19 protein-coding genes and 2 tRNA genes are annotated in these 21,780 nt (G+C 72.8%); 8 read left to right on the top strand and 13 right to left on the bottom strand.

Annotated elements, in window-relative coordinates; translation table 11 throughout:
* Nucleotides 1-6: 6 nt before the first annotated feature.
* The 9 genes from HCU62_RS08455 to HCU62_RS12685 form a co-directional block, all read right to left on the bottom strand.
* The gene (locus HCU62_RS08455) at nucleotides 7-765 is read right to left on the bottom strand and encodes a VTT domain-containing protein (RefSeq protein ID WP_169755564.1); all 759 of its coding nucleotides are present in this window, start codon (nucleotides 763-765) and stop codon (nucleotides 7-9) included.
* Nucleotides 762-2,378 carry an L-aspartate oxidase gene (gene nadB / locus HCU62_RS08450; protein WP_163299624.1) on the bottom strand — a complete coding sequence of 539 codons (1,617 nt, stop codon included), beginning with the start codon at nucleotides 2,376-2,378 and terminating at the stop codon, nucleotides 762-764. The genes HCU62_RS08455 and nadB overlap by 4 nt, the downstream gene beginning before the upstream one ends.
* Nucleotides 2,379-2,385: 7 nt before the next feature.
* Nucleotides 2,386-3,351 carry an FAD-dependent thymidylate synthase gene (locus tag HCU62_RS08445; RefSeq protein WP_163299627.1) on the bottom strand — a complete coding sequence of 322 codons (966 nt, stop codon included), beginning with the start codon at nucleotides 3,349-3,351 and terminating at the stop codon, nucleotides 2,386-2,388.
* Nucleotides 3,348-4,781, bottom strand: a complete 1,434-nt coding sequence (locus HCU62_RS08440; RefSeq protein WP_163299630.1) for an aminopeptidase — start codon at nucleotides 4,779-4,781, stop codon at nucleotides 3,348-3,350. Before HCU62_RS08440 ends, HCU62_RS08445 begins: the two co-directional genes overlap by 4 nt.
* Before the next feature lie 64 nt (nucleotides 4,782-4,845).
* Nucleotides 4,846-7,191, bottom strand: coding sequence for a tetratricopeptide repeat protein (locus HCU62_RS08435; RefSeq protein WP_169755563.1), 2,346 nt, complete (start codon nucleotides 7,189-7,191; stop codon nucleotides 4,846-4,848).
* Entirely contained in the window at nucleotides 7,188-8,063 is an 876-nt protein-coding gene (gene opp4C, locus HCU62_RS08430; protein WP_169755562.1) for an oligopeptide ABC transporter permease, read from the bottom strand. The genes HCU62_RS08435 and opp4C overlap by 4 nt, the downstream gene beginning before the upstream one ends.
* On the bottom strand, nucleotides 8,060-9,046 hold the full coding sequence (locus tag HCU62_RS08425) for an ABC transporter permease (protein WP_163299603.1): 987 nt from the start codon (nucleotides 9,044-9,046) through the stop codon (nucleotides 8,060-8,062). Before HCU62_RS08425 ends, opp4C begins: the two co-directional genes overlap by 4 nt.
* An 86-nt stretch (nucleotides 9,047-9,132) precedes the next feature.
* On the bottom strand, nucleotides 9,133-10,737 hold the full coding sequence (locus tag HCU62_RS08420) for a peptide-binding protein (protein ID WP_163299598.1): 1,605 nt from the start codon (nucleotides 10,735-10,737) through the stop codon (nucleotides 9,133-9,135).
* Nucleotides 10,734-11,603, bottom strand: a complete 870-nt coding sequence (locus tag HCU62_RS12685; protein WP_163299600.1) for a PHP domain-containing protein — start codon at nucleotides 11,601-11,603, stop codon at nucleotides 10,734-10,736. Before HCU62_RS12685 ends, HCU62_RS08420 begins: the two co-directional genes overlap by 4 nt.
* Nucleotides 11,604-11,836: 233 nt before the next feature.
* Here HCU62_RS12685 and HCU62_RS08410 point away from each other — a divergent pair, with 233 nt between their 5' ends.
* From HCU62_RS08410 to HCU62_RS08395, 4 genes are read left to right on the top strand one after another with little or no spacing between them, the layout of a single operon-like run.
* The gene (locus HCU62_RS08410; RefSeq protein WP_169755561.1) at nucleotides 11,837-13,684 is read left to right on the top strand and encodes an AAA family ATPase; all 1,848 of its coding nucleotides are present in this window, start codon (nucleotides 11,837-11,839) and stop codon (nucleotides 13,682-13,684) included.
* Nucleotides 13,681-14,052, top strand: a complete 372-nt coding sequence (locus tag HCU62_RS08405; RefSeq protein ID WP_163299094.1) for a response regulator — start codon at nucleotides 13,681-13,683, stop codon at nucleotides 14,050-14,052. Before HCU62_RS08410 ends, HCU62_RS08405 begins: the two co-directional genes overlap by 4 nt.
* Complete coding sequence (gene hemB, locus HCU62_RS08400; protein ID WP_163299095.1) at nucleotides 14,049-15,020, top strand: porphobilinogen synthase; 972 nt, start codon at nucleotides 14,049-14,051, stop codon at nucleotides 15,018-15,020. Before HCU62_RS08405 ends, hemB begins: the two co-directional genes overlap by 4 nt.
* The gene (locus tag HCU62_RS08395; RefSeq protein ID WP_163299096.1) at nucleotides 15,013-16,278 is read left to right on the top strand and encodes an MFS transporter; all 1,266 of its coding nucleotides are present in this window, start codon (nucleotides 15,013-15,015) and stop codon (nucleotides 16,276-16,278) included. The genes hemB and HCU62_RS08395 overlap by 8 nt, the downstream gene beginning before the upstream one ends.
* On the opposite strand, the gene HCU62_RS08390 is transcribed toward HCU62_RS08395, so the two are convergent.
* The 4 genes from HCU62_RS08390 to HCU62_RS08375 all read right to left on the bottom strand — a co-directional run bounded on the left by HCU62_RS08390 (nucleotide 16,223) and on the right by HCU62_RS08375 (nucleotide 18,603).
* Nucleotides 16,223-17,377, bottom strand: coding sequence for a sensor histidine kinase (locus tag HCU62_RS08390; RefSeq protein ID WP_163299097.1), 1,155 nt, complete (start codon nucleotides 17,375-17,377; stop codon nucleotides 16,223-16,225). The genes HCU62_RS08395 and HCU62_RS08390 overlap by 56 nt on opposite strands.
* A 100-nt stretch (nucleotides 17,378-17,477) precedes the next feature.
* Nucleotides 17,478-18,248, bottom strand: coding sequence for an ElyC/SanA/YdcF family protein (locus HCU62_RS08385; RefSeq protein ID WP_163299098.1), 771 nt, complete (start codon nucleotides 18,246-18,248; stop codon nucleotides 17,478-17,480).
* Between the two features lie 178 nt (nucleotides 18,249-18,426).
* A tRNA-Asp gene (locus HCU62_RS08380) sits at nucleotides 18,427-18,503 on the bottom strand.
* 24 nt (nucleotides 18,504-18,527) lie between these two features.
* A tRNA-Val gene (locus HCU62_RS08375) sits at nucleotides 18,528-18,603 on the bottom strand.
* A 179-nt stretch (nucleotides 18,604-18,782) separates the two neighbouring features.
* Here HCU62_RS08375 and cutA point away from each other — a divergent pair.
* From cutA to yihA, 4 genes are all read left to right on the top strand, one after another.
* Entirely contained in the window at nucleotides 18,783-19,124 is a 342-nt protein-coding gene (gene cutA, locus HCU62_RS08370; RefSeq protein WP_163299099.1) for a divalent-cation tolerance protein CutA, read from the top strand.
* Between the two features lie 331 nt (nucleotides 19,125-19,455).
* Nucleotides 19,456-19,854 (top strand): phosphoribosyl-AMP cyclohydrolase, encoded by a 399-nt coding sequence (gene hisI / locus HCU62_RS08365; protein ID WP_169755560.1) that lies wholly within the window; start codon nucleotides 19,456-19,458, stop codon nucleotides 19,852-19,854.
* Entirely contained in the window at nucleotides 19,851-20,723 is an 873-nt protein-coding gene (hisG, locus tag HCU62_RS08360) for an ATP phosphoribosyltransferase (RefSeq protein ID WP_163299100.1), read from the top strand. Before hisI ends, hisG begins: the two co-directional genes overlap by 4 nt.
* Before the next feature lies 1 nt (nucleotide 20,724).
* Entirely contained in the window at nucleotides 20,725-21,315 is a 591-nt protein-coding gene (gene yihA, locus HCU62_RS08355) for a ribosome biogenesis GTP-binding protein YihA/YsxC (protein ID WP_309474823.1), read from the top strand.
* Nucleotides 21,316-21,780: the final 465 nt, after the last annotated feature.

The raw sequence follows: 21,780 nt of genomic DNA, 5'->3' as shown, positions 1-21,780 counted from the left end.
GCCCCATCACTCGTGACCCTCGTGCCGTTCCACCCACCGGTAGATGGACTCGCGCCAGATCCAAGCCGGCAGGGAGAGGGCCAGGGTGATCCCCAGCACCACCGCCAGCCCCTTCCAGTCGCCCTCGTAGATCTTGGCGCCCTGGAGGGTGAGCATCAGGGTCCCGGGGATCCGCCCCACCGTGGCCACCACCACGAAGACCTGCCAGGGCATCCGGCTGAGCCCCAGGAGGTAGCAGAGAAAGTCTTTGGGAAAACCGGGCAGCAGGTAGAAGACCCAGATCACGAAGAGGCCCTGGTGGTCCAGGAGGTAGGCGAGGCGGCGGTAGAGCTCGGACCGGACAAGCCACGGCCGGATGAGCCGGCGGAACTGGCGGGAGAGGAAGAAGGCGGCGGCGGACCCCAGGCCCAGCCCCACCGTGGAGTAGGCGAGCCCCGGCAGCACGCCGAAGAGGGCCCCGCCCAAGAGGCCCGTCAGCTCCCCGGGCAGGGGCGAGACCACGATCTGGACCACCTGGAGGGCCATGAAGGCGAGGGGGGCCAGGGGGCCGAAGTCCTTCACCGCGGCCCGGAGCCGCACCTGGTGGGCCTGCATGGCCGCGTGGTCGGAAAGGAGCGCGAGCAGCTCCCGGCCCCGGGCGAGCAGGGCGCCGTTCCAGTGCCAGGCCGCCAGGGCCAAGGCCAAGAGCGCGAGCACCCCCACGGCCACCGCCGCCGCCCGGACGCGGCGGGACCGCCCCCCTCCCCCGGCTGCCCCGCCCTTCACACATCCCCCCGGTGGAGGATGGTGTCCCGGCGCCACCCCCAGTCGTCGCGGTGCGGGTGGTCCTTGTTGAAGTGCCCGCCGCGGCTCTCCCGCCGCCGGCCGGCGGCCCGGACGATGAGGTCGGCCACGTGGGCCAGGTTCCGCAGCTCCACGAAGTCGCTGGTCAGCTTGTAGGCCCAGTAGTGCTGGTCGATCTCCGCCAGGATGGGCGCCAGCCGCTTGCGCGCCAGGGCCAGCCGCCGGTCGCTCCGGACGATCCCCACGTAGCTCCACATGAGGCGGCGGATGACGTCCCAGTTGTACGAGACGAGGACGGCCTCGTCGAGGTCCACCGCGTCACCCGCCTCCCACTCCGGCGGGACCGGCGCCGGCCGGTCCCGGAGCCCGGGGAAGACCCGGTCCAGGCGAAGCGCCGCCTGGTGGGCCATGACCAGCCCCTCGAGGAGCGAGTTGCTCGCCAGGCGGTTGGCACCGTGGAGCCCGGTGCACGCCGTCTCGCCCACGGCGAAGAGACCCTCGATGTCGGTCTCGCCGTGGGAATCGGTCACCACGCCGCCCGACATGTAGTGGGCGGCGGGCACCACGGGGATGGGTTCGCGGGTGATGTCGATCCCGAGCCGAAGGCAGAAGGCGTGGATGTTCGGGAAGCGCTCCCGGATGAAGTCGGCCGGCCGGTGGGAGATGTCCAGGAACACGCACTCCTTGCCGCTCTTCTTGAGTTCCAGGTCGATGGCCCGGGCCACCACGTCCCGGCTGGCAAGCTCGCCCCGCTCGGCGTCGTAGGCTTCCATGAAGGCCCGCCCCTCGTGGTTGAGCAGCACGGCCCCCTCGCCGCGGAGGGCCTCGGAGATCAAGAAGTTCTTGGCCTTGGGGTGGTAGAGGCAGGTGGGGTGGAACTGGACGAACTCGGGGTTGGCCACCCGGGCCCCGGCCCGGTAGGCCATGGCGATGCCGTCGCCCGTGGCCACGTCCGGGTTGCTGGTATAGAGGTAGACCTTGCCCGCGCCCCCGGTGCAGAGCACCGTCACCGGGGCCCGGACGACGTGGATCTCCCCCGTCCGGGCATCCAGCACGTAGGCCCCGAGGCACCGGTCGCGCGGCCCGCTCCGCCGCCCCGTGACCTTGCTCTCCACCACGAGGTCCACCGCCACCCGGTAGGGCTCGAAGCGGATCTCGGGCGCCTCGGCGGCCCGCTCCAGCAAGGCCTCCTGGATGGCCCGGCCGGTGAAGTCGTTCTGGTGGACGATGCGGCGGCGGGAGTGTCCGCCCTCCATGCCCAGGTCGAACCGCTCCGGGTCGGCGGGGTCCCGGGTGAAGCGGACCCCCAGGGTCTCGAGCTCCCGGATGCGCTCCGGGGCCTGGCGGACCACCAGCCGCACCACGTCCTCGTGGCAGAGGCCGTCCCCGGCCCGGAGCGTGTCCTGCTCGTGGAGCTCGAAGGCGTCGTCCGGACCCATGACGCAGGCGATACCGCCCTGGGCGAGGTTGGTGGCGGTGTCCGCGCCGCCCTTCTTGGCGATCACCAGGACCCGTCCGAGCCGGCGCACCTTGAGGGCGAGGCTCAGGCCGGCGATCCCGCCGCCGATGATCAGGAAGTCGGTCTCGACCTGCATGGCCGGCTCAGGCGTCCCGGAGGGCGTCGGCCAGGGGCTCGAAGACCGCCGGGAACCGCCGGGCGAGCTCCGGGAAGAGGAGCCGCATGATCTCCCTCATGCTGGGGTCGGCGGCCTTGGAGGCCCTGAGGCGCACGATGTGGAACCACTCCGCCAGGGTGGCGTGCACCATGATCTCCGTCTTGCACGAGTTGGGGAGGACGGTCCGGGCGGCCTGGGGCGAGTGGCGCTTGAGCAGCTCGAGGTAGATCCGTTCCGTGGTCTCCATGGCCTCGGCCCAGAGCTCGAACCCCGCCGTCCCCTCCTCGAAGAAGCACGGCCGGATGAAGGCCACCTCGCCGCCGAACCGGTCCTCCCCGTAACGGCAGTAGCGCTGGGACTCCTGGAGGTAGGAGGCCACCCTGTGGCGGACCAGCTCGTGGGTGACGGCCCGGTTGACCACGAGGTGCACGAGGAGGGTCCGGTGCCGGACGAGGAGTTCCACCGGGAGGGCGTCGACCTCCGGGGCGGCGAGAGACCGGACCCGGACGCCGTCCTGGGGGACCCAGCCGTGGCGGGGGGCGAGGTCCTCGAAGAGGGCGGGGTGGACCTCCACGAGATGCCGGAGCACCGCCTTGACGATCTTGAGATCCTTGTGCTCCCGGGCCGCGTCCCGGAAGGCCCGGGGGTTGCCGGAGAGGAGGAAGCGGCCCTTGCCCAGCCGGTCCGCCTGGAAAAACCGCGGGATCCGCTCGAAGAACTTCTGGACGGTGGACTCCCCGTCCACCTCCACCTCCAGGACCAGCTGGGCCATCTCGAGCACCGACTCGTGGCCCCGCTGGATGATCCCCCGGATGAAGGGGACGGCGGAGGCGGGGGAGATCCGGTCCTCGCTCTTGTAGCAGACCCGCCCGCAGCGCTCGATCTGCTCCAGGACGCGTCCCTGCCGGAAATAATCGTCCAGGACCTCGAAACCCGGTGACACGATCTTCATGACGCCCCCTCGAAAAAGGCCCGGTAGGCCCGGTGCAGCATGTAGAGATCCCCCTTGTGCACCACCTCGAAGGGGGCGTGCATGCTCAGGACGGGCGGACCGGCGTCCACGATGTCCATGCCGTGATGGGCCAGGTACTTGGCCACGGTGCCCCCGCCGCCCTCGTCCACCCGGCCGAGTTCGCCGGCCTGCCACACCACCTTGGCGCGGTTCCAGGTGCGGCGGATCCAGTTCACATACTCGGCGTGGGCGTCGTTGGCACCGTACTTGCCGCGGGACCCCGTGTACTTTGTCAGACAGGGGCCGTAGCCCACCAGGGCGTCGTTGCGCTTCTCGTGGACCTCCTGGTAGTCGGGGTCCACGCCGGCGGTCACGTCGCCGGAGATGGCCCGGGAGGCGAGGCAGGCCCGGAGCGGAGCGTCCGGCGCCACCTCCCCCCCCACGTGGCGGAGGAGGTCGAACAGCACCACCTCGAGCAGCCGGGACTTGGCGCCGGTGTTCCCGTCGCTGCCGATCTCCTCCTTGTCCAGGAGGAAGACCAGGCAGGTGTACTCCGGGTCGTCCACGTCGAAGAGGGCCCGGACCGCGGCGTAGCTGCAGGAGCGGTCGTCCTGCCCGTAGCCGCCCACGAAGGCCCGGTCGAGGCCGACGTCGCGGGCGTTGTCCGCCGGGACCAGCTCCAGCTCCGCGCTGACGAGGTCTTCCTCCACCAGCCCGTACTCCCGGTGGAGGAGGCGGAGGACCCCCAGCCGCACCGCCTCCTTGGCCCCCTTGGGCCCCTCCAGGGGGAGCCCCCCCACCAGGACGTTGAGCTTCTCCGCCGGGATGGCCTCGCGGATTTTCTTCTCGGCCTGGACCTTGCCGGCCAGGTGGGGCAGGAGATCGTTGATCACGAGGACCGGCTCCTCCGGCCGGTCCCCCAGGCGGAGGTCCACGGCCGTCCCGTCGGCCTTGAGGACGCGCCCGTGGAGGGCCAGCGGCCGGGTCACCCAGTGGAACTTCTTGATGCCCCCGTAGTAGTGGGTCTTCAAGAAGGCCATGTCGAGTTCCTGGTAGAGGGGGTTCTGCTTGAGGTCCAGACGGGGGGCGTCGATGTGCGAGGCGATGATGCGCAGCCCCTCCGCCGCCGGCCGCCGCCCCGTGACGGCCAGGGCCGCCACCTTGCCGTGGAAGGTCCAGAGCAGGCGGCGGTCGCGCCCGGCGGCCCGCCCGGCGGGCACGAAGCCCCTCCCGGCGGCCTCGCCCGCCACCCAGGCCACGGCCTCGCGCTCGGTCTTCGCCGCGTCGAGGAAGACCTTGTAGGCCTCGGCCCAGGCCAGGGCCGCCTCCTTCTCGCGGGCGGAGAGCCGGGCCCAGACGTGATCCCGGGCCCGGCAGAGGTCCTTTTCGAGCTTCTCCCACTGGGTCTTGGTCAAGGCCTTCTTCGCCATCGCTCGCACTCCCGATCCGGTTGTGGTTCGTGGGTCTCCGGCGCCGGAACACCCCCGGCGCCCGTCATCCCTCCGCCAGCCGCCGACGCCAGGCCCGCCGGGCCCGGTGCCGGAGCTCGGCATCGACCGCCTCCCCGGGCAGCCACCCCGCCCGGAGCGCGCCCGGCGCCCCCCCTTCGAAGACCCGGTCCAGGACCCGGGCGGGGAGACCGTCGGGCTCGACGGGGGCGGGGGCGCGGAGGGCGGCGCCCAGGGCGGCCAGCACCCGCCGCCGCTGCGCCGCGCGTTCCCGCCCCCGGCCCTCGGCCCCGAGGAGGGCGAGGAGCCGCCGCCAGGCCGGCCACAGCCCGGGGTGGCGGCGCACCAGGCCGCGGTAGGTCGCGGCCGCCTCGGCCCGGGCGCCCGCCTGCTCCTGGGAAAGCCCCAGGAGGAAGAGCAGCCCCTCAGAGATACCATCCTGCCGGATCGCCGAAAAGAGGGCGTCCGGCGAAGGCGCCCCGGCGCCCCCGCGCAACACCTCGCCGGGCGCGGCGAAGACCTGCCCCCCGGCCCGGACGGGAATGGGCGTCGGGGGGGGCTCCGGGCGCCCGGCGAGGAGGGAGAGCCACGCGGTCTCGGCCCGCGCCCCGAGGTCGTCCCCCATGGAGGCCAGGACCCGGGCCCTGAGCCGCCGGGCCGCCACGTGGCGCGGCGCGCCCGCGAGCACCTCGCCGAGGGCCTCCATCGCGGCCTCATACCGGCCCGCCGCCGCGAGGCACTCGGCCCGGGCCAGGGCCGCACGCTCCCGGAACCAGCCCCCGAGGCGGCCGACCTCCGCGAGTTCCGCCGCGGCGCCCGCCCGGCACCGCGCGGCGGCCAGCTCGAGGCGCATCCGCGGCGCCCCCGGGCCGAGGTCGAGGGGGGGCTCGCCCGCCGCCGGGGCGGCCCGCCCCCAGGCCGAAAGGAGCCAGGCGGCCCCCCGCGCCCGGAGGCCTGTCTCCAGGAGGCTCGCCAGGCGCCGGGGCGCCAGCCGGCGGCCCGACCGCTCGGCCGCTGCCGAAAGCAAGAGGCGCCACCCGCCGCGCTCGGCGGCCAGGCGGGCGAAGGCGGCGGCCGCCGCCTCCGGGGCCTCCGGGTCGCGGTCGAACCGTTCGAGCGCCAGGGCCAGCACCGTGGCCGCGGCCGCCGGGTCGGCCGCGGCCTCCGCCTCGAAGGCCCGCCGGGCCGAGCGCCAGGCGGCGTCGCCGTCCCCCGCCGCCCGGTCGTACGCCACGAGCCAGCGCCGGGCCTCCGGGTCGGCCTCCAGGGCCGCGCGGACCTCGTCGTCCATCACCTCCCGGGCCGCCCGAAACCGCTCCGCCCGGAGGAGCACCCGCGCCAGCGCCACCCGGTCCGCCGGCCGCCCGCCCCGGTCCACGACCCGGCGCCAGGCACGCGCCGCCCTGGAGAACCACTGGAGGGACTCGCAGCCGGCCCCGTAGAGCCGGAGGGCCTCGGCGTCGTCCGGCGCCGCGGCGAGCCGGGTCTCGAGGAGATCCAGGGCGGCCAGGGGTTCACCCCCTTCCAGGAAGAGCCGGGCGACCTGGAGGACGAGATCCCGAGAGGCCGATCCCTTCCATGCCTCGTCCCGGCGCAGGGCGGCGATCAGCGGGCGGGCCTCCTCCCAGCGCCCGGCGGCGAGGAGGGCCTTCAGGTAGAGGCGCTGGAACTCCGGGTCGTCCCGGGCCACGGGCACCAATGGCCGGAGCAGGGCCACGGCCTCGGCGCCCCGGCCCATCCGGGCCAGCAGGAACCCCACGGCCTTTCGCAGCTCCGGGTCCTCCGGCCGGGCCGCCAGGGCGGCCCGCCAGTGGTCGAGGGCCTCCTCGCGCCGCCCCAGGTGCTCGAGGCACCGGGCCACCCGCGGCTCGATGTCCACCGCCCCGGCCGGCGGCGCCGCCGCCCCGCCGGGACCCTCGGCCGGGGCCAGGGCCCGGAGGTAGTGTTCCAGCGCCTTCCGGCACTGGCCCATGTCCGCGAGGAGGTCGCCCAGGAGGAGGCGCGCCTTGGCCGCGCCCGGCCGATCCTCCACGTAGCGCAGGAGCTCCTGGATCGCCGCCTCCCGGCGCCCGGCCTGGGCATAGAGCTGCGCCAGCTCCCACCGGGCCTCGACCAGGCCCGGCCGCTTCTCGAGGAGCTCCACGTAGAGGGCGATGGCCCCCTCCCGCTTGCCGCCGCGGGCCATCTGGCGGGCCCGCTCCCAGACGAGCCGCCAGGCCGGCGCCACGGCGCCGGGGGCCACGGAGACCTCCGGGGCGGGGATCCCGGCGGCCGGGGTCCCGTTGCCGGCCTCGGCCTGGGGCCCCGCCAGACCCGGGGCCGCCCACCAGAAGAGCAGCACGCCGGCCAGGCACCCCGGGAGGAAGCGGCGCCCGCGGGCCCCGCCTCTCATGTGCCCTCCCGGCGGCCGCCGGCGCGGGTCCTGGGGTCCAAGGCGTCCCGGAGCCCCTCCCCGAGGAGGTTGTAGCCCAGCACGGTCACCAGGATGGCGAGCCCCGGGAAGACCGACAGCCACCACGCGATCTCCAGATTGTCCTTCCCTTCGGTGAGCATGTTCCCCCAGCTCGGATCCGGCGGCTGCACCCCGATGCCGAGAAAGCTCAAGGCGCTCTCCGTGAGCACCGCCACCCCCACCCCGAGGGTGGCGGAGACCAGGATGGGGGCCATGGCGTTGGGGAGGATGTGGGAGAAGATGATTCGGGCGTCCGAGGCCCCCAGCAGCCGGGCGGCCAGGACGAAGTCCCGCTGGCGCAGGCTCAGGAACTCGGCCCGGACCAGGCGCGCCACCCCCATCCACCCGGTGAGCCCGATCACCGCCATGATATTCCAGATGGAGGGCTCGAGGAAGGCGATGACGGCCATGACGAGGAAGATGGACGGGAAGCAGAGCATCACGTCCACGAAGCGCATGAGGAGCCCGTCGAGCCACCCCCCGTAGTAGCCCCCCAGGGCCCCCAGCACCACGCCGATGGCCGTGGAGATCCCCACGGCCACGAAGCCCACGAGCAGCGAGACCCGGGCCCCGTAGAGGAGGCGCGAGAGACAGTCCCGCCCCAGCGCGTCCGTGCCGCACCAGTGGGCGGCCGAGGGCGGCGCCAGGATGTGCCAGGTGTCCACCGCGTAGGGATCGTAGGGCGCGATCCAGGGCGCCAGGAGCGCCGCCGCCCCCAGCACGGCCACCACCCCGGCCCCGGCCACGGCCAGGGGGTTGCGCCGGAAGCGCGCCCACCAGGCCGGGCCCTCCGGCGGCGCCCCCGGGCTCACCTGCCGCCCCCCGTCCGGATGCGCGGGTCGGCCAGGGCGTAGCCGATGTCCGCCAGGAGGTTCCCCAGAAGCGTCAGCACCGAGACGATGACCAGGTTCCCCATGAGCACCGGGTAGTCCCGGGCGAGCACGCTGGTCCACATGAGCTGGCCGATCCCCTGTATGGCGAAGATGGACTCGAAGATCACGCTGCCGCCGATGAGGGTGGGCAGCGAGAGCCCCAGGATGGTCACCAGGGGGAGGAGGGCGTTACGGAGGGCGTGGACGTAGACCACCCGCCGTTCCGGAAGCCCCTTGGCCCGGGCGGTGGTGATGAAGTCCTGCCGGAGCACCTCCAGCATGGAGGAGCGGGCGTAGCGGGAGAGCCCCGCCAGCCCCCCCACGGCGCTCACGAAGACGGGCAGGATGAGGTGGCGCGCCCAGTCGAGGAGTTTCTCCACGGCCCCCATCTGCTCGTAGCCCATGAGGGAGTGGACGCCGGAAATGGGCAGCCAGCCGAGCTTCACCCCGAACAGCAGCATGAGCAGAAGCGCCACCCAGAAGGTGGGCGCCGCGTAGCCCAGGAACACGATCACCGTGGTGACCTGGTCGAAGAGGGAGTTGTGCCGGACCGCCGCCGCCACCCCGAGGGGCACGGCGACCCCCAGGATGAGGAGCAGGGAGAGGCCGTTGATGAGGAGGGTGACGGGGAGCCGCTCGCGGATCTTGTCCCACACCGGGCGCCGGTCGGGGGCGAAGGAGCGGCCGAGGTCCAGCTTCGCCAGCCCCTCGAGCCACCGCGTGTACTGGACGTAGAGGGGCTTGTCGAGCCCGTACTGGGCCCGGAGCCGCGCCCGCATCTCCGGTGTCATCTTCGGGTTGAAGTCCGCCTGGAGGCTCATGGGTTCCCCCGGGGCCAGGTGCATCACCGTGAAGGAGATGAGGGTGATGCCCAGGAAGGTGGGAACGAGGCCCGCCAGCCGGCGCAGGAAGTAGAACAGCAAGGCCATGTCGGCTCGATCCGTCACGCGGCCGCGCCAAGGCAGCCGGATTCGTGCCCCCGCCCGAGGCGAGACGCCCGGGGGAGGCATCAGGGCATTATATACTTTTGTTCGTCCCGGGGGACCCACCACCGGATGAAGTTGTAGGAGATCCCGGCGGGCGCGGGCCGGATGCCCCGGAACCGCGCGTGGACGATGGGCAGCGCCATGGGCACGTAGAGAAAGGTGTAGGGCTGGTCCTCGGCCAGGATCTCCTGGATCCGGGCGTAGATCCGGCGGCGGGCCTCCCGGTCGAAGGTCCGGCGGCCCGCCTCGAGCAGCCGGTCCACCTCCGGGTTCCGGTAACCGATGAAGTTGAGCTCCTTCTCCCCGGTCTTCGAGGAGTGCCAGATGTCGTAGAGGTCCGGGTCCTGGCCCATGGTCCAGCCCAGGATCACCGCCTCGAACCGCCGCTTGTCGATGAAGTCGTTGATGAAGGCGGTCCATTCCAGGGTCCGGATCCGCATGTCGATACCCACCTGGCGCAGGCGGTACTGGATGATCTGGGCGGTCAGCGCCCGGGAGGTGTTGCCCTGGTTGGTGAGCACGGTGAAGCGGAAGGGGCGGCCGTCCTTGTCGAGGAGGCCGTCGCCGTCGCGGTCGATCCAGCCCGCCTCGGCCAGGAGCCGCCGGGCCCGGGCCGGGTCGTGGGGATACCGGCGCACCCGGCCGTTGTAGAACCAGGCGTCGGGCTTGTAGGGCCCGGTGGCCACGGCCCCGTGGCCCTGGAGCACCCCCCGCACCACCTCCTCCTTGTCGATGGCGTACGAGATGGCCTGGCGCACGCGCCGGTCGCGGAACAGGGGGGAGCGCAGGTTGTAGCCGAGGTAGGTGTAGGAGAAGGAGAGGTAGCGGTACTTGCGGAAGTTTTCCCGGAAGAAGGGGGTCGCCGTCTGCCGCTCGAACTGCATGGGGGAGAGGTTCATCCAGTCGAGCCCCCCGCTCTTGAGCTCCAGGAACATGGTGGCGGGGTCCGGGATGACCCGCATGATGTAGCGGTCGAGGTAGGGCCGCCCCTCGAAGTAGGTGGGGTTGGCCACGAGCTCGATCCGGTCCTGGGTGCGCCACCGGGCGAGGCGGAAGGGGCCGAGCCCCACGGGGTGCCGGGCATAGGGCGCCCGGGTGATGTCCTGCCCCTCGAGAAGGTGCCGGGGCAGCACCACCAGATTCGACCACGAGCTCAAGGCCGGGGCGAAGGGCCGCTTGTAGGTCACCCGGAAGGTGTAGGGATCCGGGGCCGAGGCCTCCCGGACCTCGAGGAAGTCCCCGGCGTAGGCCGTGGGGGTCTTGGGGTCGGTGATGGTCCGGAACCCGAAGAGGACGTCGGCCGAGGTGAAGGGGGCCCCGTCCTCCCAGCGGACGCCGTGGCGGAGGTGGAAGGTGATGGTGAGCCCGTCCGGGGAGACCTCCCACGACTCGGCGAGGTCGCCGACGAGGTTGAGGTCCGCGTCGTACTTCACGAGGCCGTTCAGGATGAGCCCGGCGATCTCGTGGGAGGTGGCGTCCGAGGCCAGCATGGGGATCAGGGTGGTGGCGTCGCCGATGGAGCCCACCACGATGGCGTCACCGTAGTCGGGCCCGGCGTCGGCGGACCCCGGCGCCGGAACGGCCCAGAGGAGGAGGGTCGCCAGGGCCGTCGCCAGGAAGGGCCTCATGCCCGCTCCTCCCGCCGGCGGCGGAGGGCCTCGAGGCAGGCGTAGGGGACCCGGAGGTCCCCCCGCCCGCGCCCGATCCGGATGTCGGGCTTGGCCCGGCCGTGGTAGTCGCTCCCTCCCGTGGCCGCCAGCCCGTGGCGCCGGCAGAGCGCCGCGAGCGCCGCGCGGACCCCGGGGGCGTAGTCGCCGTAGTGGCACTCCATGCCGTCGAGGCCCAGGGCGGCCCATTCGCCGAGGCGGCGTTCCAGGGCCTCGAGGCCCTCGATGCCGAGGCTCAGCGGGTGGGCCAGGACGGCCAGGCCGCCGGCCGCGTGGATGGCGGCGATCCCCTCGGCGAGGGAGAGCACCGACTTCGGGACGTAGGCCGGCCCGCCCTTGCCGAGGTAGCGCGCGAAGGCCTCCCCCACGCTCCGGACGTAGCCCCGGGCCACCATGGCCCGGGCGAAGTGGGGCCGCCCCACCTGGCCGCCGGCGGCCAGGTGCTCGACGTCCCCCCGCGCCAGGGGGAGGCGCAGGGCCTCGAGGCGTTCCAGGAGGCGCTCGTTCCGGCGGGAGCGGGCCGCCTGGACCCGGGCCAGGAGTTTTTGAAGTTCCGGGGAGGCCGGGTCGATCAGGTAACCCAGGAGGTGGAAGTTCCCCCGGGGGTCCTTGATGCTGAGCTCCACCCCCGGCACCACCTCGCACCCGGTCTCCCGGCCCGCCGCCGCCGCCTCGTCGAGGCCCGCCACCGTGTCATGGTCGGTCACGGCCACGGCGGCGAGCCCCGCCGCCGCGGCCAGGCGGACGAGCGCCGACGGGGCGTCCGAGCCGTCGGAGGCCAGGGTGTGGGTGTGCAGGTCGCAGATCCGGTCGGGAGGAGCCATCATGGGCCGCCGGCGCCGCCTGGAGGGAACCGGTCCGCGGCGCCTGGATGCAGGGTAGCGGGCCGGGGCCCGCCTGGCAATCGGGCGGGGTCCGGTTTGAGGTCCGCCGCCCGCTCTGGTATTTTTGAAAAGGGGTGGGCGCGCGGAGATGCCGCGGCGGCGGTGTCCCCCGGGTGGCCGTCGCCGGCGGGGTCCACGCCCCATCCTCCTGCGAGGCCATGAGCGAGCCGACTGGCATGAAGAGACGGGACAACGGCCCTCACACCGGCCCAGACGCCCCGAGCGGGCACGAGGGGCTTCCCGCGCCCCGCCGCGCCGGCCCCCCGGAGCTCCCCTCGCAGCAGGACCTGGAGCGGGAGATCAGCGACTACCTCGCCAAGAAGTACGGCGGGCGGGTGCGGGTGGTCTCCCAGATGGTGCTCCCCGAGGCCCCCGGCGTGGACCAGGGGGGCGGGGGCCCCGCCGCGGCGGGGGAGCGGGGTGGTCCCATCGACTTCTCCCTCAAGCCCGAGGAGCTCGAGGCCTGGCTCGACCGCTACGTGGTGGGCCAGCGGGAGGCCAAGGCCGTCCTCGCCACCAAGATCTGCACCCACTTCCGCCGGGTCCGGCTGGCCCAGGAACGGGGCGGGGCCACGAGCCCGGCGGGCCACATCAAGAACAACATCATCCTCATCGGGCCCACGGGCGTGGGCAAGACCTTCCTCCTCAAGCTCATCGCCGCCAAGATCGGCGTCCCCTTCGTCAAGGCCGACGCCACCAAGTTCAGCGAGACCGGCTACGTCGGCGGCGACGTCGAGGACCTGGTGCGGGAGCTGGTGGACGCGGCCGGCGGCGACATCGAGCGGGCCCAGTACGGGATCGTCTACATCGACGAGATCGACAAGATCGCCGCCCCCTACACGAGCCACGGGCCGGACGTCTCCCGCTCCGGCGTCCAGCGGGCCCTGCTCAAGCTCCTCGAGGAGACCCAGGTGGACCTCCGGGTGCCCCACGACCCGGTGGCCCAGCTCGAGGCCATCGAGCGGTACCGCCGGAGCGGGCGCCGCGAGCGGCAGGTGGTGAACACCCGGGACATCCTCTTCATCGTGAGCGGGGCCTTCGCGGGCCTTTCGGAGATCGTCAAGCGCCGCCTCAGCCGGAGCGGCATCGGCTTCGGCGCCGAGCTCCGTGCCGACGACGACCAGGAGTGGCTGCGGCACGTCATCCCGCAAGACCTGGTGGAATACGGGTTCGAGTCGGAGTTCGTGGGGCGCCTGCCGGTGGTGGCGTGCCTCCACCCCCTGGACGTGGACGACCTCCACGCCATCCTGCAAAACCCCGACGGGGCCGTCACCGCGACCAAGCGGCAGGACTTCCGCGCCTACGGCATCGACCTCCGCTTCGAGGACGAGGCCCTCCGGCTCCTGGCCGCCGAGGCCCACCGCCAGGGCACCGGGGCCCGGGCCCTGGTGAGCGTGGTGGAGCGGGCCCTGCTCCCCTTCGAAAAGCGCCTCCCGTCGCTGGGGGCGGACTTCCTCGTGGTCACCCCGGAACTCGTCCGAGACCCCGAGGCCGAACTGGAGCGGATCGCCGCCGACCCCGGGGCCCCCGACCGCCGCGCCGCCTACGAGGCCCTCGTCGCCCGGCAACGCTCGACGCTGGTGGAACGGCTCCGGGCCGGCGGGGAGGTGCCCGGGTGGGAAGACGCGGATCTCCCCCTCACCGAGACCCGCCTCCGGCTCATCGCCCGGCTCGCCATGGACGAGGATCTTCCCCTCGAGGAGGCCGGCCGGCGGATCCGGCGCTGGATAGAGCAGATCCGGCGCTACGAGGCGGCCTTCGAGCACAAGTGCGGCATCCGGATCACCTTCGACGAGGCCGCCGCCGACGCCCTCCTCGAGGCCGGCGGCGGGCGGGAGGTCCCCCTCTACACCCAGTGCGAGCGGCTTTGCAATATCCTCGAATATGGGTTACCCCTAATCCATGAACGTTGCGGGCGGAAGGCCTTCCGCATCCCCGCCGAGGCCGTGGAAAACCCGGAGCTCTACATCAACCGCCTGATCCGGGAATGCTACCCGCCGGATCCCGAGGACACGCCCAGGTGAAAGCCGGACAGACCCTCCTCCTGGTGGACGCCCAGCCCTCGGTGCGGAAGGTGACCCGGACCGTGGCCGCCCGGGAGGGGCTCCGACTGCTGGAGGCCGACGACGGCCAGGAAGGGCTGGACCTCGCCCGCGCCGAGGTCCCCGACCTCGTCCTCATCCGCCGCGACAGCCCGGTGCTCGACGCCCTCTCCGTCACGGTCCTCCTCAAGCAGGCCGAGGCCACCCGGTCCATCCCGGTGGTGGTCCTGTGCGCCGAGGCCACCGCCCTCGACGTGGAGCACTACCACGACGCCGGGGTGGACGACTACATCCTCCTCCCCCTCACCGAGCACAACCTGCTGGAAAAACTGGAGACCTGGCTGCCATGATGTTCCCCGACTACCGCCCCCGCCGACTTCGCCGCACCGAGGCCCTTCGCGGCCTCGTCCGGGAGACGCGCCTCCACCCCGGCCACCTGGTCTATCCCCTCTTCGTGGCGCCCGGCAAGGGCCTCAAGGCGCCCATCGACGCCATGCCCGGGTGCCACCGCTGGTCCGTGGACACCGTGGTGGACGAGGCCAAGGAGGTGGCCGACCTCGGCGTGCCGGCGGTGATCCTCTTCGGCCTCCCCGAGAAGAAGGACCCGCAAGGTTCCGAGGCCTGGGCGAAGAACGGCGTGGTCCAGAAGGCCATCCGGGCCATCAAGAAGGCGGTCCCCGGGCTCGTGGTCATCACCGACGTCTGCCTCTGCGAGTACACGAGCCACGGCCACTGCGGCGTCCTTGCCAAGGACCGGGTGGACAACGACGCCACCCTGGAGCTCCTGGCCAAGATCGCCCTCTCCCACGCCCAGGCCGGCGCCGACATGGTGGCCCCCTCCGACATGATGGACGGCCGCGTGGGCGCCATCCGGAGTCGGCTCGACGACGAGGGTTTCGACGACGTCCCCATCATGTCCTACGCCGTCAAGTACGCCTCGGCCTTCTACGGGCCCTTCCGGGAGGCGGCGGACTGCGCCCCCCAGTTCGGCGACCGCCGCTCCTACCAGATGGACCCGGCCAACGCGGTGGAGGCCCTGCGGGAGGCCTCCCTCGACATGGAAGAGGGCGCCGACATCCTCATGGTGAAGCCCGCCATGCCCTACCTCGACATCATCCGCCTCCTCCGGCAGGAGTTCACCCTGCCGGTGGCCGCCTACCACGTCAGCGGCGAATACGCCATGATCAAGGCCGCCGCCGCCCGGGGCTGGATCGACGAAACCCGGGTGATGCTGGAATCCCTCCTCTCCATCCGGCGGGCCGGCGCCGACATCATCCTCACGTACTTCGCCAAGGACGCGGCCCGGGCCCTTGCCTGAGCCCGGCGGCGCCCCCCGGCCCCCCCTTCGCCCGCAGGCCCTGGCCGCCCTCCGGCAGGGCGGTTTCGCCCTGCTCCTGCTGGGGCAGGCCCTCTCGCTCCAGGGCAACTGGATCCAGAGCACCGCGCAGCGGTGGATCATCCTCGAGATCTCCGACGCCCCGTGGATCCTGGGGCTCATGGGCGCGGTGGCGGGGCTCCCCGTGCTCCTCTTCTCCTTCCTGGGCGGGTGGATGTCGGACCGGCTCTCCCGGCTCCCGGTCCTCTTGGCGGCGCACGCCCTGATCGCCCTCCAGGCGCTCCTCTTCGGCTGGCGTGTCCAGACCGGGGCGCTCACCGTGCCCGAGGCCCTCTGCTTCGTCTTCCTCCTCGGCTGCGGCATGGCCTTCGAGGTGCCGGCCCGCCAGTCCCTGGTCTTCGAGATGGTGGGGCGCGAGCGCATCGCCAACGCCCTGGCCCTCCACTCCACCGCCTTCAACCTGGCCCGCTTCGCCGGGCCCGCCGCGGCGGGGCTCCTCATGGCGGCCGGCCACGCGGCGGCCTGCTTCTACCTGAAGGCCGCGACCTCGGCGGCGGTGGCGGCCGTGCTGCTCGTGCTGGGAGCCAGGGGCTACGGCCGGCGCCGGGCGGAGCCCGCGGGGGGCGGGCCCGTGGAGGCCCTTCGATCCACCCTCTCCTTCGCCTGGCGGCGCCGCGAGCTCCGGACGGTGCTCCTCGGGGTGGCGGCCTTCAGCGTCCTCCTCCTCCCCTACAGCATCCTGCTGCCGGTCTTCGGGCGGGACGTCTTCGGCCTCGGGGCGCGGGAATACGGCTTCCTCGCCGCCGCCAACGGGCTCGGGGCCCTGGCCGGGGCGGTGGCCGTGGCCGCCTGGGGCCACCTCGGCCGAAGCCGCACCTGGTGGTGGACCGGGGCCCTCGCCTTCCCGGCGACGCTCTTCGCCTTCGCCCTGGCCCCGGGCTACGGCACCGCCATGGGGCTCCTCTTCCTGGCGGGCGCCGCCATGGTGGTGCTCGCCACCAACGCCGTCCGCCGGCTGCAGCTGGCCGCCCCCGATGCCATCCGGGGGCGCCTCATGGGTCTCTTCACCTCGAGCTTCATGGGGATCTTCCCGGCGGGGAGCCTCCTCCAGGGCGCCCTCGCCCAGTGGCTGGGGGCCCGCCTCACCCTGGCCTCGGCCGCCCTCGTGGCCCTGGCCCTCTCGGTCAGCCTGGCCTGGGGGGAGCTCCGGCCCCGTCCGGGCGCGAGCGGGGCACGGTGAGGAGGAAGGAGGCCCCGGGACCGGCCGCCTCCAGGGCGAGCTCGCCCCCCAGCCGCTCGGCCAGGTCCCGGGCGAGGAAGAGCCCGAGGCCGAGGCCGTCGTCCCGGGTGCCGCTGAAGGGTTCGAAGAGCCGCTCCCGGACCTCCGGAGCCACGCCCCGGCCGTCGTCCCGCACCCGGATGCCCACCCGGCCGCCGGGCTGGTCCACCGCCCGGATCTCCACGCGGGTCGCCCCGACCTCCTCGGCCACGGCGTTCTGGCCCAGGAGGAAGAGGAGGTTCTCCAGGAGGACCGGGTCGGTCTCCACCTCCGGGTCGGTCTCGCACCGCGCCTCCACCGCCACGGCCCCGGCCACGGGGGCCAGCCGCTCCGCCACGGCCCCGAGGACCTCCTCCAGCGACACCCGGTGCCAGCCCGGCTCCCGGTGCCGGTAGAAGTCCACGATCTCGTTGATCCGCCGGGCCAGGGCCGCCGCCTCCCGGTAGATCTCCTCGGCCTGGTCCTGGAGGGCGGGAAGCTTCTCGAGCCGGGCGGAGAGGAGCTGGGCCCGGCCGGCCAGCACCGCCAGCGGGGTCTTGAGCTGGTGCGCCACCTGGCCGCTCATCTGCCCGAGGAGCGCCAGGCGCTCGCTCCGCCGCAGCTGCTCGGCCAGCCGGAAGGTCTCCGTGACGTCCTCCAGCAGAACGGCCTCGGCGGCCCCGGCCAGGGTCCGGCGCCGGGCCTGGAGGGTGCGGCCGCCCTCGCGGAGGATCCGGGACCCTTCCGGGCCGAGGGCCGCGACCAGGCGGCGGGCCCCCTCCGGTCCCCGGTACTCCACGGGGCAGAGCCGTTCCGCCAGGGCGTTCGAGGCCGCCGGCCGGCCCTCCTCGGCCAGGATGAGGCCGAAGCCCAGGGAATCGGCCACCTCGAAGAGCCGGGCCGCGGCCGTCCGGGCCTCCTCCCGCTGGCGCGCGGCGATCTGCGCGAGCAGATCCACCGGCGGGCACCCTTCAATGCCGGAACGGCGCCGGAGCCGCCGCCAGCACAGGACGAGCCCCGCCCCGGTGAGAAGCCACAGGAGGAAAAGTACGGTGACGGCGAAGAAGGTCTCGGGTCCCATGGCGGGCCTCCGGGGGTGCGCTGGGGGAGCCGCGGCCGGCCCCCTCCCAGATTCTTTTCGGCAGGAGTCCGCCGGGGTGAAGTCCGTGTCGGCCCCGGTCTCACCCGGGCGGCCGGAGCCGGTGCCAAAGGGCGCGCGCGAGGCGCCGGAGCCGGGCCGCCTCGTACCGGCACAGCTCGCGGCAGGCCAGATCCGAACAGAGCAGGCCCTCCGGGGTGGGCCAGAGGCTCCGAAGCCCCCGAGACGCCCCGCCGGAGAGCCGGCCGCTGGGCGCGGGGACCGGGTGCCCCCCGAGGTCCCGGGCCGCCAGGAGGGCCCTCGGCATCCGGTAGGCGGCGGCCACGAGGAGGAAGGAGGTATGGTCCAGGATCGGCGCCAAGCGGCGGAAGCCCTCCACCGGCCCCGAGCAGCCGGGCAAGAGGTGGATGTCCACGGCCTCCCCGGCGAGGAGACGCCGGAGGAGGCCGGCGGCGGCCTCCAGCTCCAGGTCCCGTTCCGGGGAGGCCGGCCCGTCGGCGGGGACGAGGTAGACGGAGCGGAGGCCGGGGTGGCGGCGGATGGCCTCCACCGCCGCCAGGATCCCCAGACGCGCGTCGTCGGCCCGGGCCGGCCCCCCGGAGACGCCGAGGAGGACCACGGCGGCGGCGGGCGGGGCCGGCGGCGCGGGTAGCGCCGGATCCCGCTCCAGGCGGGCCAGGACGAGACCGCCCAATATCCCGCTGCCGGCCAGGAGGAAGAGGGCGAAGGCCGCGGCCAGGAGGAGCCGGGCCGTCCGCCGCCGGTACTTCAAGGGCCAAAGGAAAAGCCCGAGAAACAGCAGCAGGCTGATGACCCTCGAGGGAGTGGCGAAAAAGAGGAGGATGTCGGCCACGGCGTCGGCTGAGGAGGCGCCCCTGGGAGGGACAAGGGATCGCGGGCTCGTGACAACCCCGGGATGCGGTGCATCACGCCGGCCGCGAAGGCGGCCGGGCATGGGGCCCCGGGGGCGCCGCCCGAAAAAAGCCCATCACCGGGGAAGGCGGCGATGGGCGTCACCAAAAGGTTATGTGTGGCGGGGCCGACGAGACTCGAACTCGCGACCTCTGGCGTGACAGGCCAGCGTTCTAACCAGCTGAACTACGACCCCGCGCGTTGCGTGCTCCTCCATGCGTGGTAGGCGGAACAGGATTCGAACCTGTGACCCCCGGCTTGTAAGGCCGATGCTCTCCCAGCTGAGCTATCCGCCCGGCGGCAGACAGCCTTCTCTAACACCTGCCGGCCGCCCTGTCAAGCGGCCCGAAGACGGGCAATCCCCCGGTCTCACGCGGCTTTTGGCGGGTCGGCCGGGCCGCCGCCCCCCGTGGAAACCCGCCGGGGTTTCCGCTACACTCATGCGGGCGGGACGCCGCCGCCGAAGGAGGCCGCCATGTCCAACGACACCGCTTACCTCGTGGTCACCACCACCGCCGCCGATCGGGCCGACGCCGACCGCCTGGCCCGGTCCCTCGTGGACCGGCGCCTTGCGGCCTGCGTCCAGGTCACCGGCCCCGTCACCAGCCGATACCGCTGGCAGGGGCGGGTGGAAACGGCCGAGGAGTGGCTGATCACCGCGAAGACCCGGGCCGACCGCTACCCGGCCCTCGAGGCCGAGCTGAGCCGGGCCCACCCCTACGAGGTCCCGGAGATCCTCGCCGTACCGGTCTCGGCCGGGCTGCCCGCCTACCTCGCCTGGATCGACGAGTCGCTGGCCGAGCCCCCCGGCGGGTGAGGGGCCGCCCGGCACGACTCGGCGCCCTCCCGCCGCATCGGCGGGAGGCCTGAGCGGAAATCGACGGCGGCGGCATGAAAGGGCCTCTTGCTTGACAGGTTCGGGCCCCGTTTGTAAAGATTGATGGCCTCGTAAAGAGGCTTCCGAGTGGATGGCCCAGCAAAATCGCCACTTACGCGGCGCGAGGATGTCGAGGAATGAGGCGTGCTTGGGTACGCCGCAATGACGAGGGCATCCGAAGAACGCCGCAGCCCGCGCATTTTTGCGCCGCCATCAAGATTCGCGCACCGGGGCGGGGCACGACAGCACCCGCCCATCACCAGGACGACCCATGCCATCCCTCCGTGACCCCATCGACGCCCCGGACTTTGCCAAAGGCGGCGGCCTCCTCCCCGCCATCGCCCAGGATGCGGCCACCGGCGAAGTCTTGATGCTGGCCTACATGAACCGCGAGGCCTGGACGAAGACCCTCGAGACCGGGAAGGTCCACTACTGGAGCCGGTCCCGGAATCGGCTGTGGCTCAAGGGAGAGACCTCCGGGCACGTCCAGATGCTCCGGGAAGCGCGCCTCGACTGTGACGGGGACACCCTGCTGCTCAAGGTGGAGCAGCTGGGCGGCGCCGCCTGCCACACCGGGCGCCGCTCCTGCTTCCACCGCCGGGTCACCCCCGAAGGGCTCGTCACCGAGGGGGAGCCCGTCTTCGACCCCCGGGAGGTCTACGGCACGTGAACAAGCTCAAGCTCGGCATCCCCAAGGGCAGCCTCGAGAAGGCCACCATCGATCTCTTCGCCAAGTCCGGCTGGCGTATCGACGTGCACCACCGGAGCTACTTCCCGGACATCGACGACCCGGAGATCGCCTGCAGCATCTGCCGCGCGCAGGAGATGTCGCGCTACGTGGAGCAGGGGACCCTGGACGTGGGCATCACCGGCCGGGACTGGATCCTCGAGAACGAGTCGGACGTGGTCTTCGTCACCGAGCTGGTCTATTCCAAGGTGAGCCGACGCCCGGCGCGGTGGGTGCTGGCCGTTCCCGGGGACTCCCCCTACCGGAAGGCGGAGGACCTGGCCGGCAAGAAGATCGCCACGGAGATGGTGAACTTCACCCGCCGCTACTTCGCCGAGCGCAACGTGGACGTCCAGGTGGAATTCTCGTGGGGCGCCACCGAGGCCAAGGTGGTCTCGGGCCTGGCCGACGCCGTGGTGGAGGTGACCGAGACCGGGAGTACCATCCGGGCCCACGGGCTGGTCATCATCGAGGAGCTCATGGAGAGCACGCCCCAGCTCATCGCCAACCACGCGGCCTGGGCGGATCCCTGGAAGCGGAAGAAGATCGAGCAGATCGCGCTCCTACTCAAGGGGGCGCTGCGGGCCCACCGCCTGGTGGGGCTCAAGATGAACGTCCCCAAGGAGCGCCTGGCATCGGTGGTGGACCTCCTGCCCAGCCTGAACGCCCCCACCGTCTCGCCCCTCTACGACGCCGGCTGGTGCTCCGTGGAGACGGTCATCGCCGAGAACGTGGTCCGGGAGCTGATCCCCCGGCTCACCGAGGCCGGGGCCCAGGGCATCATCGAATACAACCTGAACAAAGTCCTCTAGGGTGGAGCCCCGCGTCCGGAAGGCGGAGCTGGCGGCGAGCGTCCACGACCTCTCCCGCCTGCCCCCGGCCGATCGGCCGGAGATCGCCGTGGCCGGCCGGTCCAACGTGGGCAAGTCCGCCCTCCTGAACCGCCTCCTCGGCCGGCGGAAGCTGGCGCGGGTCAGCCAGCGGCCCGGCCATACCCGGGGCCTCAACTTCTACGGCGTCAACGACGCCTTCTACCTGGTGGACCTGCCGGGCTACGGATTCGCCCGGGTCCCGGCCGCCGTGCGGCGGCAATGGCAGGCCCTGGTGGAGGGCTACCTCTCCGGCCGCGCGACCCTGCGGGGAGTCGTCTGCATCGTGGACGCCCGGCGCCTCCCCGACCAGGCGGACGTGGACCTCGTCCGCTACGTCCGGGGTCTCGGGCGGCAGGCCTGGGTGGTGGTCAACAAGATCGACAAGATCCCGCAACCGCGCCGGGCGGCGCAGATGAAGCGAATCCGGGCGGCACTCGGCGACCTGGCCGCGGCACCGCTGCCGTGCTCCGCAAGAACCGGGGAAGGGGTCGAGGCGCTCCTCGGCCTCCTGTGGAACGCGGCCGCGCCCTAGCGACCGCCCTCCCCCCTGCCGTCATCTTCGGTCGCCCGCGGGAAGGCGGCCTCTTCGGGAGATCGGGACCCGACCTCGCACGACGGCACCGCTCAGGTCGGGATGCCCAGCCGGGGGAGGATCCACCGGTTGAGGACGATCCAGAAGACCAGGATGACGAGAAAGACCCATATATTTTCCATTGTTCGACGTCCTTTTTCGATGGCGCCGCAAGGCGGTGCGCCCCGTTCCTCGGCCTCTCGCCCTGCATCTTTGACGATTCCAGCCCGGCCATCCACTCGGAGGCCGTCTGACGAGGCCATCTTTCCCATGACGAGGATCTCGACTCTCGGAGGGCGGCCCCCGGAAAGGGCCGGGGGGCGGCTATGCCGCCGCTATAACGATAAAATAACACGCCCCGGGCCGGCTGCAAACCCGGCCCGGGGCGGAGGGCCCACGCCGCCCTTCCCGGCGGCGGTCTAGTCG

Source organism: Dissulfurirhabdus thermomarina (genome assembly GCF_012979235.1).
GTDB classification, from domain to species: Bacteria; Desulfobacterota; Dissulfuribacteria; order Dissulfuribacterales; family Dissulfurirhabdaceae; genus Dissulfurirhabdus; species Dissulfurirhabdus thermomarina.
This window is presented reverse-complemented; position numbering and strand designations above follow the sequence as displayed.